Origin of the sequence: Paraburkholderia sp. Cpub6, assembly GCF_014201065.1 — a bacterium.
In the GTDB taxonomy this organism is placed as follows: Bacteria; Pseudomonadota; Gammaproteobacteria; order Burkholderiales; family Burkholderiaceae; genus Paraburkholderia; species Paraburkholderia tuberum.
In genome coordinates this window covers 127952-143323 of record NZ_JACHDM010000019.1, presented here as the reverse complement: position 1 = coordinate 143323, position 15372 = coordinate 127952, and the positions used below count along the sequence as shown (strand labels likewise).

The window sequence follows — 15372 nt, the reverse complement described above, 5'->3', positions numbered from 1 at the left end:
GTCGGATCGTCAACAGGTTTTTATCACTCGCTTAACCTGCCCACGCCGCTGAAGCCCACGCCATCAAAGGCTTCCCGCTTCTCCGCACCCCGGCGTCCGGAGCGCGAAAGAGCGGAATTCTAGTCGCCGACATCGGGACTTGCAAGCGACATTTTGACAAGCGTATTAACGGTGCTTGAAAACCGGTTTGCGCTTCTCCACGAACGCGGCCATGCCCTCTTTCTGGTCTTCGGTGGCGAAGAGCGAATGGAACAGGCGGCGCTCGAAATGCACGCCCTCCGCGAGCGTCGTTTCAAAGGCTCGGTTGACCGACTCCTTGACCATCAGCACCGCCGGCAGTGGGAATTCCGCAATGGTGGCGGCCGCGCCGACCGCTTCGTCAAGCAGCGATGCCGCCGGGATCACGCGCGAAACCAGTCCGGCGCGCTCCGCTTCGGCGGCATCCATGAAACGGGCGGTCAAACAGAGGTCCATCGCCTTCGCTTTTGACACCGCCCGCGGCAAGCGCTGCGTGCCGCCCGCGCCCGGCATGATCCCGAGCTTGATTTCCGGTTGACCGAACTTCGCCGTGTCGGCGGCGAAAATGATGTCACACATCATCGCCAGTTCGCAGCCGCCGCCGAGCGCGAAGCCCGCCACCGCGGCAATGATCGGCTTACGGATCGAGCGAACCGTTTCCCAATTGCGCGTGATGTAGTCGCCCTTGTAGACATCCATATAGGAGTACGACGCCATCATCCCGATGTCCGCACCGGCCGCGAACGCTTTCTCGCTGCCCGTCACGACGATTGCGCCAATCGACTCGTCGCCGTCGAACTCGCGCAACGCTGCGCCTAGTTCGTCCATCAGCGCGTCGTTCAGTGCATTCAGAGCCTTCGGACGGTTGAGCGTAATCAGTCCGACCCGTCCCCGCGTCTCAACCAGAATGTTTTCGTAAGCCATGCCGCCTCCATAAGGGTTAATCGCACGCGAAAAACGCTTCGCGCATCGTCTGTGGTGATGCTACCATTCCCCAACCAACCGGTCGGTCAATTATTCGACAGGTATTTCCCCAACGTACAGCCGAGCCTCTTTGCCATGACACATCCGCTATTCACCAAGCACGAAGACACGCTGCACAAAGCGCTCGCCGCGCTCGAAACGCGCGGCTACTGGAGCCCGTTCGTCGAGATGCCCAGTCCGAAAGTGTACGGGGAAACAGCCAACGCGGACGGCGAAGCCGCGTTCAAGGCGCTTCTAGACAAAACGTTCGACCTGGACCAACCGTCGACGGGAGAGACCGTCGGCGCAGAGGTTTCGCCGTTCGGCTTCCAGCTCGGCGTGCGTTACCCGAAAGCCGACCCGAGCGCGCTCATCGCCGCATCTGCCGCGGCGCAACGCGATTGGCGCGCCGCCGGCTCGCAGGCATGGATCGGCGTGAGCCTCGAAATCCTCGCGCGCCTGAATCGCGCCAGCTTCGAGCTCGGCTATAGCGTGATGCACACGACCGGTCAGGCGTTCATGATGGCCTTCCAGGCAGGGGGCCCACACGCGCAGGATCGCGCGCTCGAAGCGGTCGCGTATGCCTGGGATCAGCTGCGCCGTATTCCCGCCGACGCGCACTGGGAAAAGCCGCAAGGCAAAAACCCGCCGCTCGCGATGCACAAGCGCTACACCGTCGTGCCGCGCGGCATCGGCCTCGTGCTCGGCTGCTGCACATTCCCGACGTGGAACGGCTATCCGGGCCTGTTCGCCGATCTGGCCACCGGCAACACGGTGATCGTCAAGCCGCATCCGGGCGCGATCCTGCCGCTCGCGCTGACCGTGCGCATCGCGCGTGACGTGTTGCGCGAAGCGGGCTTCGATCCGAACGTCGTCACGCTGCTGGCCACCGCCCCGAACGACGGCGCCCTCGTCCAGCAACTGGCCCAGCGCCCCGAGATCAAACTGATCGACTTCACGGGCAGCACCCAGAACGGCACCTGGCTCGAGCGCAACGCGCACCACGCGCAGGTCTACACCGAAAAAGCTGGCGTCAATCAGATCGTCATCGACTCGGTCGACGACATCAAGGCGGCCGCGCGCAACATCGCGTTCTCGCTGGCGCTGTACTCAGGCCAGATGTGCACCGCGCCGCAAAATATCTACGTACCGCGAGACGGCATTCGCACCGCGGAAGGCACGCTCAGCTTTGACGATGTCTCCCAGGCGCTTGCCGGCGCGGTGCAAAAGCTCGCCGCCGATCCGGCCCGCGCCGTCGAACTGCTCGGCGCGATCCAGAACGAAGGCGTCGTGCAGCGCATCGACGAAGCCGCCGGGCTCGGCCGCGTTCTCGTCGCGAGCCAGACGCTCGACCATCCGTCCTTTCCGGGCGCTCGCGTGCGCACACCGCTCGTATTGCTACTCGACGCCTCGACCGACCGCGCCCAGTTCACGAGAGAATGGTTCGGGCCGATCTCGTTCGTCATCGCGACGGACTCGACCGCGCAGTCACTCGACCTCGCTGGCGACATTGCTGCCGAGCACGGCGCGCTAACGCTGGCGGTCTACAGCACGGACGACGCCGTGCTCGACGCCGCGCACGAAGCGTCGATTCGCGGCGGCGTCGCACTGTCGATCAACCTGACCGGTGGCGTGTTCGTCAACCAGTCCGCGGCTTTTTCGGACTTTCACGGCACCGGCGCCAACCCGGCCGCGAATGCCGCGCTTGCCGATGCCGCTTTCGTCGCCAACCGCTTCCGTGTCGTTCAAAGCCGCGTTCATGTTGAACCGAAAGCGGCGCCCGCGGTAGCTGGCTGAACGGCATAAGAAGGCTTCAGCACAACGCACGACTTCGTCCTATGCCGTTCGGCGGATGGACCGAGTCGTGCGCTCTGACTAACATCAGACATCGGATCGGCATCACGCGCCGACGCTAGTCGAGCGACCGTGCCCATCGGCCAAAGAGAGTTTGAGGAGACACCCCATGTCATATGAAGCGATCCGGCTGGACATCGACTCATCGAGCCACGTCGCCACCGTCACGCTGAACCGCCCGGACAAGCTCAACAGCTTCACGCGCGCGATGCATCAGGAACTCGGCGCGGCACTCGACCAGGTCGAAAAGTCCGGCGCCCGTGCGCTCGTGCTCACCGGCGCGGGACGCGGCTTCTGCGCCGGCCAGGATCTCGCCGACCTCGATTTCACGCCCGGCGCGATGACCGACCTCGGCGCCCTGATCGATGAATACTTCAATCCGTTGATCCGCCGTCTGCAAGCGCTACCGTTTCCGGTGATCGCCGCGGTCAACGGCACGGCCGCCGGCGCGGGCGCCAATCTCGCGTTGGCCTGCGACCTGGTGCTCGCAGCTCGCTCCGCGAGTTTCATCCAGGCGTTCGTGAAGATCGGCCTCGTGCCGGATTCGGGCGGGACGTGGTTCCTGCCGCAACGCGTTGGCATGGCACGCGCGCTCGGCCTCGCGATCACCGGCGACAAGCTCAGCGCCGACAAAGCCGAAAGCTGGGGCTTGATCTGGCAAGCGCTCGACGACGCCGAACTGGCTCCGGCCGCGGCAAAACTCGCGACCCAGCTTGCCCAGCAACCGACGGGCGCGATCGCCGCGATCAAGCAGGCGATGCGTGCCGGCACGACGCAAACGCTCGACCAGCAGCTCGATCTCGAGCGTGATCTGCAGCGCCAACTAGGCGCCTCGCACGATTACGCGGAAGGCGTGCAGGCATTTATCGAAAAGCGCGCGCCGCGCTTCGAGGGGCGTTGAGATGTCCACGCAAACCACCCGCCCCGACCAGATGACTGCCGACGAACTCGCCCGCGCGACAGCTGCCGCGATGTACGAAAACGACGCCTGCAGTCGCGCGCTCGGGCTCGAGATTCTCGAAGTGCGCCCCGGCTATGCGCGGCTGCGCATGGCGGTGCGCGACGACTTCCTGAACGGCCATCAGATCTGCCACGGCGGCCTGATCTTCACGCTCGCCGATTCGACCTTCGCGTTCGCCTGCAACACCTACAACATCAATACGGTTGCCGCCGGCTGCTCGATCGAATACCTCCGGCCGGTCTACGGCGGCGACGTACTGAGCGCCGAAGCGGTCGAGCAGACATCGAGCGGGCGCACTGGCATCTACGATATTCGCGTCACGAATCGCGCCGGCGAGACCGTCGCGATGTTTCGCGGCAAGTCGGCGCAAATCAAGGGCAACCTGATTCCCGCCGGCGACTAACATTGAGCGGCGGCAAGCCAGAGCCGCCCTCGCGGACAACTGTCTGCGTGGCTCTCTGACGCCAGCCAACGCGTTACATATCAGACTCAGATACCGAGGCAGCAAGGAGACATTCGATGAGTACCGCTCTTCCGCTCGATCCGATCGAGACCGCCAGCCGCGACGAGCTCGCCGCGCTCCAACTTGAACGGCTCAAATGGTCACTCACCCATGCGTATGAAAATTCGCCGGTGTACCGGCGCAAGTTCGACGAAGCCGGTGTTCATCCGGGCGATGTCAAGTCGCTCGCGGACCTCGCGCGCTTTCCGTTCACGACGAAGAAGGATTTGCGCGACAACTATCCGTTCGGCATGTTCGCGGTGCCGCAGGAGCAGATTTCGCGAATCCATGCATCGTCTGGGACGACCGGCAAGCCGACCGTCGTCGGCTATACGGCGCGCGACATCGACACGTGGGCGAATCTCGTCGCCCGTTCGATACGCGCCGCCGGCGCGAAGCGCGGCGACAAGGTGCACGTGAGCTACGGCTACGGCCTCTTCACGGGCGGCCTCGGCGCGCATTACGGCGCCGAGCGCGCGGGGCTCACCGTGATTCCGTTCGGCGGTGGTCAGACCGAAAAGCAGGTGCAGTTGATCCAGGACTTCCGGCCGGACATCATCATGGTGACACCGAGCTACATGCTGTCGATCGCCGACGAACTCGAGCGCCAGGGTATCGACCCGGCTAGCTGCTCATTGCGCATCGGCATCTTCGGCGCTGAGCCGTGGACCAACGAAATGCGCGAGGCGATCGAAAAACGCATGGGCATCGACGCGGTCGACATCTACGGTCTCTCCGAAGTGATGGGCCCGGGCGTCGCCTCGGAGTGCATCGAGACCAAAGACGGCCCGACGATCTGGGAAGACCATTTCTATCCCGAGATCATCGACCCCGAAACGGGCGAGGTGCTGCCCGATGGCGAACTCGGCGAACTCGTGTTCACGTCGCTGACGAAAGAAGCGCTGCCGATCATCCGCTACCGTACGCGCGATCTCACGCGCCTGCTGCCGAGCAGCGCCCGCACGATGCGGCGTATGGAAAAAATCACGGGCCGCTCGGACGACATGATGATCGTCCGTGGCGTCAATGTGTTCCCGACGCAGATCGAAGAGTTGCTGCTCAAGCAGCACGCGCTCGCGCCGCACTATCAGATCGTACTGACGAAGGAAGGGCCGCTCGACGTGTTGACGCTGAACGTCGAACCGTGCCCCGAAAGCGCGCCGGATACTTCCGCGCTAACCACCGCGAAAAACGCGCTGGCGTACGACATCAAGGCGCTGATTGGCGTAAGCGCGGTGGTTAACGTGCTGGCCGTGAATGGAATCGAACGCTCGGTGGGCAAGGCACGGCGGGTGGTCGACAAGCGCAGATCGGGGCTCTAAGTCAGGCAACCGGCAACGACGCGCAGCGTAAGAGCCCAACAAAAAACGGCGTCACGCACGGATCCTGATCCGAACGTGACGCCGATTTCCACGACTTCTATTGACGGCTTCGCGGCAGCCTCCAACCCGCCTCCCGAAAACCGCCGTAACTCAATCGGCAGTCACGCTTCCGCCTGCGCCCCACCGCCTCACGAATTCGGCAGCAGCAACCACATCCGGCCACCCTGCTTCATCTTGCCAGCCAGATCACCGGCATCGTCGCCGAGGCCCCAGAAGTAGTCGGCGCGCACGCCGCCTTTGATCGCGGTGCCCGTGTCCTGCGCGAACACGAGGCGGTTCATCGGCGAGTTCGTCAGCGGCCGTGTGGTCTGCAGGAACACCGGCGTGCCGAGCGGAATCGCGCTCGGGTCGACCGCAATCGAGCGCTCCGGCGTCAGCGGCACGCCGAGCGCGCCGATCGGACCGTCCGCGCCGCCGCCCGGCATACTTTCGGCCGACGGCATCTCGCGAAAAAACACGAAGCGCGGATTGGTGTCGAGCAATCCATCGACGCGCGTCGGATTCGCGCGTGCCCATGCCTTGATGCCCTGCATCGTCGCCTGCGCGGGTGTGATCTCGCCATGATCGAGCAGCCAGCGCCCGATCGACTTGTACGGCTGATCGTTGGTACCGCCAAAGCCGACGCGCATCACACTGCCGTCTTCCATCACGATGCGCCCGGAGCCCTGCACCTGCAAAAAGAATGCTTCGATCGGGTCGTCGACCCACACGAGTTCGTTGCCGCTGAGCGCGCCCGAGCGTTCGAGCTGGGCGCGCGCCGGCAACGGCGCCCCCGCGCGATAGCCGGCGGGCCAGCGGTACAGCGCGGTCTGATATACCCCATGCCGCGTGCGCGAGCCCCGCAGCAGTGGCTCGTAGTAACCGGTGACCAGACCGTCGAGCGTGCCGTCGCTATTCGCGAGCTGGAACGGCGTGAAGTAGGCTTCGAAGAAGGCGCGCGCACCGGTGACGTCGAGATCGTCGATTTGCGCGGCGGCCGCGCATGCACGCGACCAGTTCGGCTGACGCGCGAGCCTCGTGCAGTTTTGCCGCAACGCGGCCGTCGCGCCGATCAGCGAGTCGTCCTGCCAGCCCGGCACCTGCTGCCACGCAACCGCGGTCAAGCGCGACGACGCGATCTGGCCGGGGATGATCGCCGCGCCGCTCGGCGGCGAAGGCCGGAGCGCGCCGCCGCCGCCGCAGGAGGCAAGCAATACCGCAACCGACAATGCACCGACCCACGCGCTGGCTCGGCGGACAAAACGCATACAATGTTCGTTCTTGATGGAAACCGCCATGTCTGATCTGTTCGACGAATACCCGATGCTCATCTTCGCGCTGGAATCGCTGCTCGCGCTGTTCCTGCTCGTCTTTATCGTAGTGTGGACGTCGTCTGGCAAGAAAAAAGCGAGACGTGCCAAGCCAGCGGAACGGTCCCAACAGCAAAAGCCGCAGTGACCCCGGCCGGCGGGTTGCATACGGAACCGCGCAATCCCTCGTGCATCAAGCGCTCGTCTGAGCGCTCATCCAACCACCCACTCAACTGCCCGCTGCGCCGCGCGCCGATACGAACTCATTAAAGACCGCGCAACACCGCGCCGGTTCAATGCAACGTTCGCGGCATGCGCAACACGAACTCCGGCACCGGCGCCTCGAAGCGCTCACCATCCTCCGCCACGCAGAAGTAATCGCCGCGCATCGTGCCGACCGGCGTCGCGATCACTGCCCAACTCGTGTATTCGAAATGCTCGCCCGGCTTGAGCAGCGGCTGATGACCGACCACGCCCAGGCCTTTGACTTCTTGCACGGTGTTTTCGCTGTCGGTGATGATCCAGTGACGCGCGATCAACTGTGCGGGCACCTGGCCGGTGTTACGGATGGTCAGCGTGTAGGCAAAGGCGTACTGGCGACGCTCCGGGTCCGATTCTTCGGGCAGGTAGTGCACCTGCGCCGAGACGCTGAATTCGTACTGGCTCATCCTGATTCCGATCTGATCAAACGGGCTGTGAAAAATCGTGGAAGGCCCGAACGCCAATGGTCTGCGGGTGCAGCGGCGATGCGGCGCTCATGGAATGGCATTCTGCTTGATGCGCGGCATGGCCGCAACCGGATACGCCTTTCGACCAGCAGTGTCTAAGACGTTGGGACATGGCTGCTTTGCCGCGCCCAGTCTCCATGTCGTTTTTGCGCCGGCACTTTGCGAAGTTTCATCGCGCGATTCCGCCACGCCAACCGCGGCCAGCACCCCGGTCTGCACGCGCAAAACCGGTAAAATGGCGCTTTCCCGCTTGCATCGGCCCCCTGTCATGACGCAATTTCGCATCGCCCCCAGCATTCTCTCCGCCGACTTCGCCCGCCTGGGCGAAGAAGTCCGCAACGTCGCCGCCGCCGGCGCCGACTGGATCCACTTCGACGTGATGGACAACCACTACGTGCCGAACCTGACCATCGGCCCGCTCGTATGCGAAGCGATCCGCCCGCACGTGGACGTGCCGATCGACGTGCACCTGATGGTGCGTCCCGTCGACCGCATCGTGCCGGACTTCGCGAAAGCCGGCGCGAACCTGATCAGCTTTCACCCGGAAGCGTCGGATCACATCGACCGCACGCTGTCGCTGATCCGCGACCACGGCTGCAAGGCCGGCCTCGTGTTCAATCCGGCGACGTCGCTGAACTATCTCGATCATGTGATGGACAAGGTCGACCTCGTGCTGATCATGTCGGTGAACCCGGGCTTCGGCGGCCAGTCGTTCATCCCCGAGGCGCTCAACAAGCTGCGCGAAGCGCGCAAACGCATCGACGCGTACACCGAGCGCACCGGCCGCGACATCCACCTCGAAGTGGACGGCGGCGTGAAGGTCGACAACATCGCGGAAATCGCGGCGGCCGGCGCGGACACGTTCGTGGCCGGCTCGGCGATCTTTGGCCAGCCCGATCACAAGGTCGTGATCGACAAGATGCGCGCCGCCCTCGCGACCGTCCAGCGTTAAAAACCAGCGCCTCATGACCACTTCGTATCCCGCCCCGACGTTTACCGGCCCGCGCCTCGAAGCCGCGATCATCGACCTCGACGGCACGATGATCGACACGGCCGACGACTTCACCGCCGGCCTCAACGGTATGCTCGCTCAGCTCGACGCGGAGGAAACGACGCGCGAGGAAGTGGTCGGCTATGTCGGCAAGGGTTCGGAGCATCTGATCCGCAGCGTGCTTGCGCCGCGCTTCGAAGCCGAGCACGCGCAAGAGCGCTTCGACGAAGCGCTCGCGATCTATCAGGACGAGTACGCGAAGATCAACGGCGTACACACGCGGCTTTATCCAGACGTCGAGGCCGGTCTGCGCGCGCTGCGCGACGCGGGCCTGAAGCTCGCCTGCGTGACCAACAAGCCGCACCGCTTCGCGCTCGAATTGCTGCAGCAGTACCGGCTTGCACCGTATTTCAGCGTCGTGCTCGGCGGCGACAGTCTCGCGAAAAAGAAACCAGACCCGCTTCCGATGCTGGCCGCCGCCGCGCAGCTCGGCGTCGAGCCGAGCGCCACGGTGGCGATCGGCGACTCGGAAAACGACGCGCTGGCGGGCCGCGCGGCCGGCATGGCGACGCTGACCGTGCCCTACGGGTACAACCACGGCCAAGCTATACAAACGATAAAATCCGATGGTATAGTTGCCTCGCTGCTCGACGCCGCCAGGGCGATCGCAGCGCATCAATCCACGACTTAACAGTCCTTCATCCTCATGTTTCTGAATAAAAAACGGAGTCTGATTAGCATCGACCGGGGAGCCTGGCCCTGGCGTCGCTGGTCGCGCTAACCTCGCCTGAGGTACGCTGAAGCTCGTCTTCGGCAACCGTTTTTTACTTCGCTGCGCTCACGCGCTTTTTCCATCGATCTGTTTTTGCGCAGCTGCATCGGCTGATTGAGCCTGCGCGTACCCGCAAGGTACCGTTGCTCACCCGCACCGCTCGCACGCGCCGATGGAAGACCCGCGCCGGTCGGTATCATTGTGTCGAGAACGTCGACCCACACCCTGACCGGAGGCGCTTAGCCCCGCTTTGCCCGACGCTTGCTGCCGCCGGACCACCGTACAGGATCGGAACATGACCGAACTCGAATTCCAGTCCCTCGCCAACGAGGGTTTCAACCGCATCCCGCTGATCGCCGAAGCGCTCGCCGACCTCGAGACGCCGCTGTCGCTGTACCTGAAGCTCGCGCAGACCGAGCGCAACGGCGCGAACTCGTTCCTGCTGGAGTCGGTGGTCGGCGGCGAACGCTTCGGGCGTTATTCGTTCATCGGCCTGCCGGCGCGGACTCTCATGCGCACGCGCAACGGCGTGTCGGAAGTGGTCCGCGACGGCAAGGTCGTCGAGACGCACGACGGCGATCCGCTCGCGTTCATCCAGCAATTCCAGGCGCGCTTCAAGGTCGCGCAACGCCCGGGGCTGCCGCGCTTCACGGGCGGTCTCGCCGGCTATTTCGGCTATGACGCCGTGCGCTATATCGAGAAGAAGCTCGCGCACAGCGCGCCGAAAGACGACCTCAATCTGCCCGACATCCAGCTGCTGCTGACCGAGGAAGTCGCCGTCATCGACAACCTCGCCGGCAAGCTCTATCTGGTGGTCTACGCCGACCCGACCCAGGCTGAGGCCTACACGAAAGCGAAGCACCGTCTGCGCGAACTGCGCCAGCGGCTGCGCGTCACCGTCGAGCCGCCCGTCGTGTCGGCCAGCGTACGCACCGAGATCTACCGCGAGTTCGCGAAAGACGATTACCTGGCGGCCGTGCGCAAGGCGAAGGAATACATCGCCGCCGGCGAACTGATGCAGGTGCAGGTCGGCCAGCGCCTGATCAAGCCGTACCGCGACAATCCGCTGTCGCTGTATCGCGCGCTGCGCTCGCTGAATCCGTCGCCGTACATGTACTACTACAACTTCGGCGACTTCCACGTGGTCGGCGCGTCGCCGGAGATTCTGGTGCGCCAGGAAAAGCGCGGCGAGGACCGTATCGTCACGATCCGCCCGCTCGCCGGCACCCGTCCGCGCGGCAACACGCCCGAGCGCGACGCCGCGCTCGCTACCGAGCTGCTGAACGATCCGAAGGAAATCGCCGAGCATGTGATGCTGATCGACCTCGCGCGCAACGACGTCGGCCGCATCGCGCAGATCGGCTCGGTGGTCGTGACCGACAAGATGGTGATCGAGAAGTACTCGCACGTGCAGCACATCGTCAGCTCGGTCGAGGGCAAGCTCAAGAACGACATGACCAATTTCGACGTGCTGCGCGCCACCTTCCCGGCCGGCACGCTGTCGGGCGCGCCGAAGGTCCGCGCGATGGAACTGATCGACGAGCTCGAGCCCGTCAAGCGCGGCCTGTACGGCGGGGCGGTCGGCTATCTGTCATTCACCGGCGAGATGGATCTGGCCATCACGATCCGCACCGGCGTGATCGCGAACGGCAATCTGTATGTGCAGGCGGCCGCGGGCGTGGTCGCCGATTCGGTGCCCGAATCCGAATGGCAGGAGACCGAGAACAAGGCACGCGCGGTAATGCGCGCCGCCGAGCAGGTCCAGGACGGCCTCGATAGCGACTTCTGACCGGAGACACACCATGCTGCTCATGATCGACAACTACGACTCGTTCACCTACAACCTGGTGCAGTACTTCGGCGAACTCGGCGAAGACGTGCGCACCTACCGCAACGACGAAATCACGCTCGATGAAATCGCCAGGCTGAACCCCGAGCGCATCTGCCTGTCGCCGGGCCCGAGCAATCCGCAACACGCGGGCATCACGCTCGACGTGCTGCGCGAATTCGCCGGCAAGACGCCGATTCTCGGCGTGTGCCTCGGCCATCAGGCAATCGGCGAGGCGTTCGGCGGCCGCGTCGTGCGCGCGCAGACCATCATGCACGGCAAGGTCAGCACGATCGAAACCGACTGCAAGGGCGTATTCGAAGACCTGCCGAAGCATTTCACGGTAACGCGCTACCACTCGCTCGCGATCGAACGCGAATCGCTGCCCGACTGCCTCGAAGTATCGGCATGGACTGAAGACGGCGAAATCATGGGCGTGCGCCACAAGGAACTGGCCGTGGAAGGCGTGCAGTTCCACCCGGAATCGATCCTGTCCGAACACGGCCACGCGCTGCTCGAAAACTTCGTCAAGCAGTCGAAGCTCGCCGTCGCCGGCAAGGCCTCGCATCACGCGGCGCCGGCGCCGCGCAATGCCTGACACAAAGGGAGACGAGATCATGTCCATTACGCCCCAGGAAGCCTTGCAGCGGACCATCGAGCACCGCGAGATTTTTCACGACGAAATGCTGCACCTGATGCGCCTCATCATGCGCGGCGAGCTGTCGCCCGTGATGTCGGCGGCGATCATCACCGGCCTGCGCGTCAAAAAAGAGACCATCGGCGAAATCACCGCGGCCGCCACGGTGATGCGTGAATTTGCCCGGCACGTCGACGTGCAGGACAACTCGAACTTCGTCGATATCGTCGGCACCGGCGGCGACGGCGCGCACACGTTCAACATTTCCACCGCGACGATGTTCGTGTCGGCCGCGGCGGGCGCGAAGGTCGCAAAGCACGGCAATCGCGGCGTATCGAGCAAGTCGGGCAGCGCGGACGTGCTCGAAGCGCTCGGCGTCAACATCGATCTGCAGCCGGAGCAGGTCGCGGCATCGATTGCGGAAACGGGCATGGGCTTCATGTTCGCACCGAACCATCATCCGGCGATGAAAAACGTCGCGCCGGTACGCCGGGAACTCGGCATCCGCACGATCTTCAATATCCTCGGGCCGCTTACCAATCCGGCCGGCGCGCCGAACCAGCTGATGGGCGTGTTTCACCCCGACCTCGTCGGCATTCAGGTACGCGTGATGCAGCGCCTCGGCGCCAGGCACGTGCTCGTCGTGTACGGGATGGACGGCATGGACGAAGTGTCGCTCGGCGGCGCCACGCTGGTCGGCGAGTTGCGCGACGGCGAGATCCGCGAGTACGAGATCCATCCGGAAGACTTCGGCATGCAGATGGTGTCGAACCGCACGCTCAAAGTCGCCGACGCGGGCGAGTCGAAGGTCATGCTGCTTGACGCGCTCAGCAACAAGCCAGGCGTCGCGCGCGAAATCGTCACGCTGAACGCCGGCACGGCACTCTATTCGGCGAACGTCGCGGCCACGATCGCGGACGGCATCGAGCTCGCGCGCGAAGCGATCGCGAGCGGCAAGGCACGCGCGAAGGTCGACGAACTGGTGCGCTTCACCCAGCAATTCAAGCAGTAATCACGTAGCGAGACATTTATGAGCGACATCCTCGACCGCATCATCGCGGTCAAACGCGAAGAAGTCCGGGCGGCCGAGCAAAGCGTGCCGCTCGAAGAACTGCGGCTCGAAGCGTCGTCGCGCGATCTCCGCGACTTCGTCGGCGCATTGCGCGCCAAGCACACGGCGGGTCTCGCCGCGGTGATCTCCGAAGTGAAGAAGGCGAGCCCGTCGAAGGGCGTGCTGCGCGAGCACTTCGTGCCGGCCGACATCGCGCGTTCGTACGAGAAGCACGGCGCGGCGTGTCTGTCCGTGCTGACCGACGTGCAGTTCTTCCAGGGCAGCGTCGCCTATCTGCAGCAAGCGCGCGCCGCGTGCCAGTTGCCGGTGATACGCAAGGACTTCATCGTCGATCCGTATCAGGTGGTCGAAGCACGCGCGATGGGGGCCGACGCGATCCTGCTGATCGCCGCCGCGCTCGAAACCGCCGAGATGCAGGACCTCGAAGCGCTCGCGCATTCGCTGGGTCTCGCGGTGCTCGTCGAAGTGCACGACAGCGATGAACTCAAGGAAGCGCTGACGCTGAAGACGCCACTGATCGGCATCAACAACCGCAATCTGCGCACCTTCGAAACCTCGCTCGACACGACGCTCGGCATGCTCGACGCGATTCCAGACGATCGCATCGTCGTGAGCGAATCGGGCATCCTGTCGCGCGACGACGTCGAGCGCATGCGCGCGCGGAACGTGCATACCTTCCTCGTCGGCGAAGCGTTCATGCGCGCGGACGAGCCGGGCGTGGAACTCGCGCGGATGTTTTTCTGAGCGTCGTATCGACGTATCGGGCGCAGAGAAATCCACGCAACAAGGACACCCAGCATGGGCATGGAACGCGAAATCAAGCTGGCGCTGCCGGCTTCGCAGGTGCAGGCGGCGACGCAGTGGTTCGCCGCGCGCGCCGGCAAGAACGGACGCGCGATCAAGCTCGTGAACATTTACTTCGATACGCCGCAGTTGACGCTGGCGTCGTCAAAGAGCGCGCTGCGTCTACGGCAGACCCCGGACGGCTGGCTGCAGACCTTCAAGACGGTCGGCACGGCGACGAACGGCTTGCATAGCCGGCACGAATGGGAATTGCCGGTCGCGGGCGCGAAGCTCGAAATCGAATCGTTGCTGAGCGCTTGCGACGAACCCGCCGCCGCGGATGCACTGAAACAGGCCGCGCCTGCGCTGATCGAGCTGTTCCACACCAATTTCACGCGCACGCTATGGCTGCTCGACTCCAACGGCGCTCAGATCGAGGCGGCGATCGATCAGGGCGACGTGCTTGCCGAAGTCGACGATGAAGCGCGCCGCGCGCCGATCTCGGAGATCGAGCTCGAACTGAAATCGGGCGACGAAGCGGCGCTTCACACGCTCGCCGCCGAACTCGGCAAACGGATTGCCGGCCTCGCGCCGGATGACATCAGCAAGGCGCAGCGCGGGTATCGGTTGCGCGCCGGGTGAGCGCGTTGCCCGAAACCCGCGGCACCTCATGCGCTCGCTTGCCGCAACTTGAGCTAGTCCGCGTTTGCTGCGACACTTCCCCGCCATGACCTCCGCTTCCCGCACCCGCTCCAGTTTGCCGCAGGCATCGTTGTTCGACGATGTCGCGCCCGCCCCGGCCTCCGCCGCCCCCACCGCCGCCCCGCCCACGCTCGAAGCACAATTCGCCGCGCTACCAGCGGCCTGGCGCGCGCACCTGAAACCCTTCATCGACAGCGACACCTACGCGCCGCTGTGCCGCTTCGTCGACGGTGAGCGTGCCGCCGGCAAAACGATCTATCCGGCCGACGTGTTCCGCGCGCTCCGCCTGACGAGCCCCGACGAAGTGAAAGTCGTAATCCTCGGCCAGGATCCGTACCACGGCGAAGACCGCGGCACGCCGCAGGCGCACGGTCTCGCGTTTTCGGTCGCGCCGCACGTGCGGCCGCCACCGTCGCTGCGCAACATCTTCAAGGAAATCGCCGCGAGTCTCGGTCACCAGACGCCGCAGCACGGTTGCCTCGACAGCTGGGCCAAACAGGGCGTGCTGCTGCTGAACACGGTGCTGACCGTCGAGCGCGACAGCGCCGCGAGCCACGCGAAACGCGGCTGGGAGAAATGTACCGACACGCTGATCCACGAACTCGCGACGCGGCATCAGAACCTCGTGTTCATGCTGTGGGGCGCGCATGCGCAGGCGAAGCGCGCGCTACTCGGCGGCAAGTCGCACTATGTGCTGGAGGCGCCGCATCCGTCGCCGCTGTCCGCGCATCGCGGCTTTCTCGGTTGCGGGCATTTCGCGAAGGCGAACGAATATCTGTTGCAGCACGGCCGGGAGCCGATCGACTGGCGTCTACCGGACGACGCGCAAATGCTTGCGTGAGAGCGTCGTCGTCAGAAGATTGCGATACACAACGAAAACGCCACGGAGG

General features: G+C 64.5%; 16 protein-coding genes. 13 read left to right on the top strand and 3 right to left on the bottom strand.

All coding sequences use genetic code 11. The features are described 5' to 3' along the window. Positions 1 to 165: 165 nt before the first annotated feature. Positions 166 to 942 (bottom strand): enoyl-CoA hydratase, encoded by a 777-nt coding sequence (locus tag HDG33_RS26685; protein ID WP_184036005.1) that lies wholly within the window; start codon positions 940 to 942, stop codon positions 166 to 168. A 135-nt stretch (positions 943 to 1077) separates the two neighbouring features. Between HDG33_RS26685 and paaN the strand changes: the two genes are divergently transcribed. From paaN to paaK, 4 genes are all read left to right on the top strand, one after another. Next, positions 1078 to 2778, top strand: a complete 1701-nt coding sequence (gene paaN, locus HDG33_RS26680; RefSeq protein ID WP_184036002.1) for a phenylacetic acid degradation protein PaaN — start codon at positions 1078 to 1080, stop codon at positions 2776 to 2778. 166 nt (positions 2779 to 2944) lie between these two features. Beyond that, positions 2945 to 3736 carry a 2-(1,2-epoxy-1,2-dihydrophenyl)acetyl-CoA isomerase PaaG gene (gene paaG / locus HDG33_RS26675; RefSeq protein WP_184035999.1) on the top strand — a complete coding sequence of 264 codons (792 nt, stop codon included), beginning with the start codon at positions 2945 to 2947 and terminating at the stop codon, positions 3734 to 3736. A gap of 1 nt (position 3737) precedes the next feature. Further along, positions 3738 to 4199, top strand: coding sequence for a hydroxyphenylacetyl-CoA thioesterase PaaI (paaI, locus tag HDG33_RS26670; protein ID WP_184035997.1), 462 nt, complete (start codon positions 3738 to 3740; stop codon positions 4197 to 4199). 116 nt (positions 4200 to 4315) lie between these two features. After that, positions 4316 to 5620: a phenylacetate--CoA ligase PaaK gene (gene paaK / locus HDG33_RS26665; RefSeq protein WP_184035993.1), complete on the top strand. Its 1305-nt coding sequence runs from the start codon at positions 4316 to 4318 to the stop codon at positions 5618 to 5620. Positions 5621 to 5808: 188 nt separating this feature from the next. Here paaK and HDG33_RS26660 read toward each other — a convergent pair whose 3' ends face one another. After that, a complete protein-coding gene (locus HDG33_RS26660) occupies positions 5809 to 6927 on the bottom strand; it encodes a murein transglycosylase A (protein WP_221311546.1) in 1119 nt (372 codons plus the stop codon). A 28-nt stretch (positions 6928 to 6955) separates the two neighbouring features. On the opposite strand from HDG33_RS26660, the gene HDG33_RS26655 reads away from it, so the two are divergent. Further along, positions 6956 to 7117 carry a hypothetical protein gene (locus tag HDG33_RS26655; protein ID WP_176078910.1) on the top strand — a complete coding sequence of 54 codons (162 nt, stop codon included), beginning with the start codon at positions 6956 to 6958 and terminating at the stop codon, positions 7115 to 7117. 145 nt (positions 7118 to 7262) lie between these two features. Here the strand turns inward: HDG33_RS26655 and apaG are convergent, their stop codons facing one another. Beyond that, entirely contained in the window at positions 7263 to 7637 is a 375-nt protein-coding gene (gene apaG / locus HDG33_RS26650) for a Co2+/Mg2+ efflux protein ApaG (RefSeq protein WP_184009102.1), read from the bottom strand. A gap of 328 nt (positions 7638 to 7965) precedes the next feature. On the opposite strand from apaG, the gene rpe reads away from it, so the two are divergent. The 8 genes from rpe to HDG33_RS26610 all read left to right on the top strand — a co-directional run bounded on the left by rpe (position 7966) and on the right by HDG33_RS26610 (position 15323). Then, positions 7966 to 8649: a ribulose-phosphate 3-epimerase gene (gene rpe, locus HDG33_RS26645; protein ID WP_260330595.1), complete on the top strand. Its 684-nt coding sequence runs from the start codon at positions 7966 to 7968 to the stop codon at positions 8647 to 8649. A gap of 13 nt (positions 8650 to 8662) precedes the next feature. Next, a complete protein-coding gene (locus HDG33_RS26640; RefSeq protein WP_184035987.1) occupies positions 8663 to 9379 on the top strand; it encodes a phosphoglycolate phosphatase in 717 nt (238 codons plus the stop codon). A 376-nt stretch (positions 9380 to 9755) separates the two neighbouring features. Further along, positions 9756 to 11249, top strand: coding sequence for an anthranilate synthase component I (gene trpE, locus HDG33_RS26635; RefSeq protein WP_184035984.1), 1494 nt, complete (start codon positions 9756 to 9758; stop codon positions 11247 to 11249). A gap of 13 nt (positions 11250 to 11262) precedes the next feature. Beyond that, entirely contained in the window at positions 11263 to 11886 is a 624-nt protein-coding gene (locus tag HDG33_RS26630; RefSeq protein WP_184035981.1) for an aminodeoxychorismate/anthranilate synthase component II, read from the top strand. Between the two features lie 19 nt (positions 11887 to 11905). Further along, positions 11906 to 12937 carry an anthranilate phosphoribosyltransferase gene (trpD, locus tag HDG33_RS26625; protein ID WP_184035978.1) on the top strand — a complete coding sequence of 344 codons (1032 nt, stop codon included), beginning with the start codon at positions 11906 to 11908 and terminating at the stop codon, positions 12935 to 12937. 18 nt (positions 12938 to 12955) lie between these two features. Next, the gene (gene trpC, locus HDG33_RS26620; protein ID WP_184035975.1) at positions 12956 to 13741 is read left to right on the top strand and encodes an indole-3-glycerol phosphate synthase TrpC; all 786 of its coding nucleotides are present in this window, start codon (positions 12956 to 12958) and stop codon (positions 13739 to 13741) included. 54 nt (positions 13742 to 13795) lie between these two features. Further along, positions 13796 to 14422 (top strand): CYTH domain-containing protein, encoded by a 627-nt coding sequence (locus HDG33_RS26615; RefSeq protein ID WP_184035972.1) that lies wholly within the window; start codon positions 13796 to 13798, stop codon positions 14420 to 14422. Between the two features lie 85 nt (positions 14423 to 14507). Continuing rightward, complete coding sequence (locus HDG33_RS26610) at positions 14508 to 15323, top strand: uracil-DNA glycosylase (RefSeq protein WP_184035969.1); 816 nt, start codon at positions 14508 to 14510, stop codon at positions 15321 to 15323. Positions 15324 to 15372: the final 49 nt, after the last annotated feature.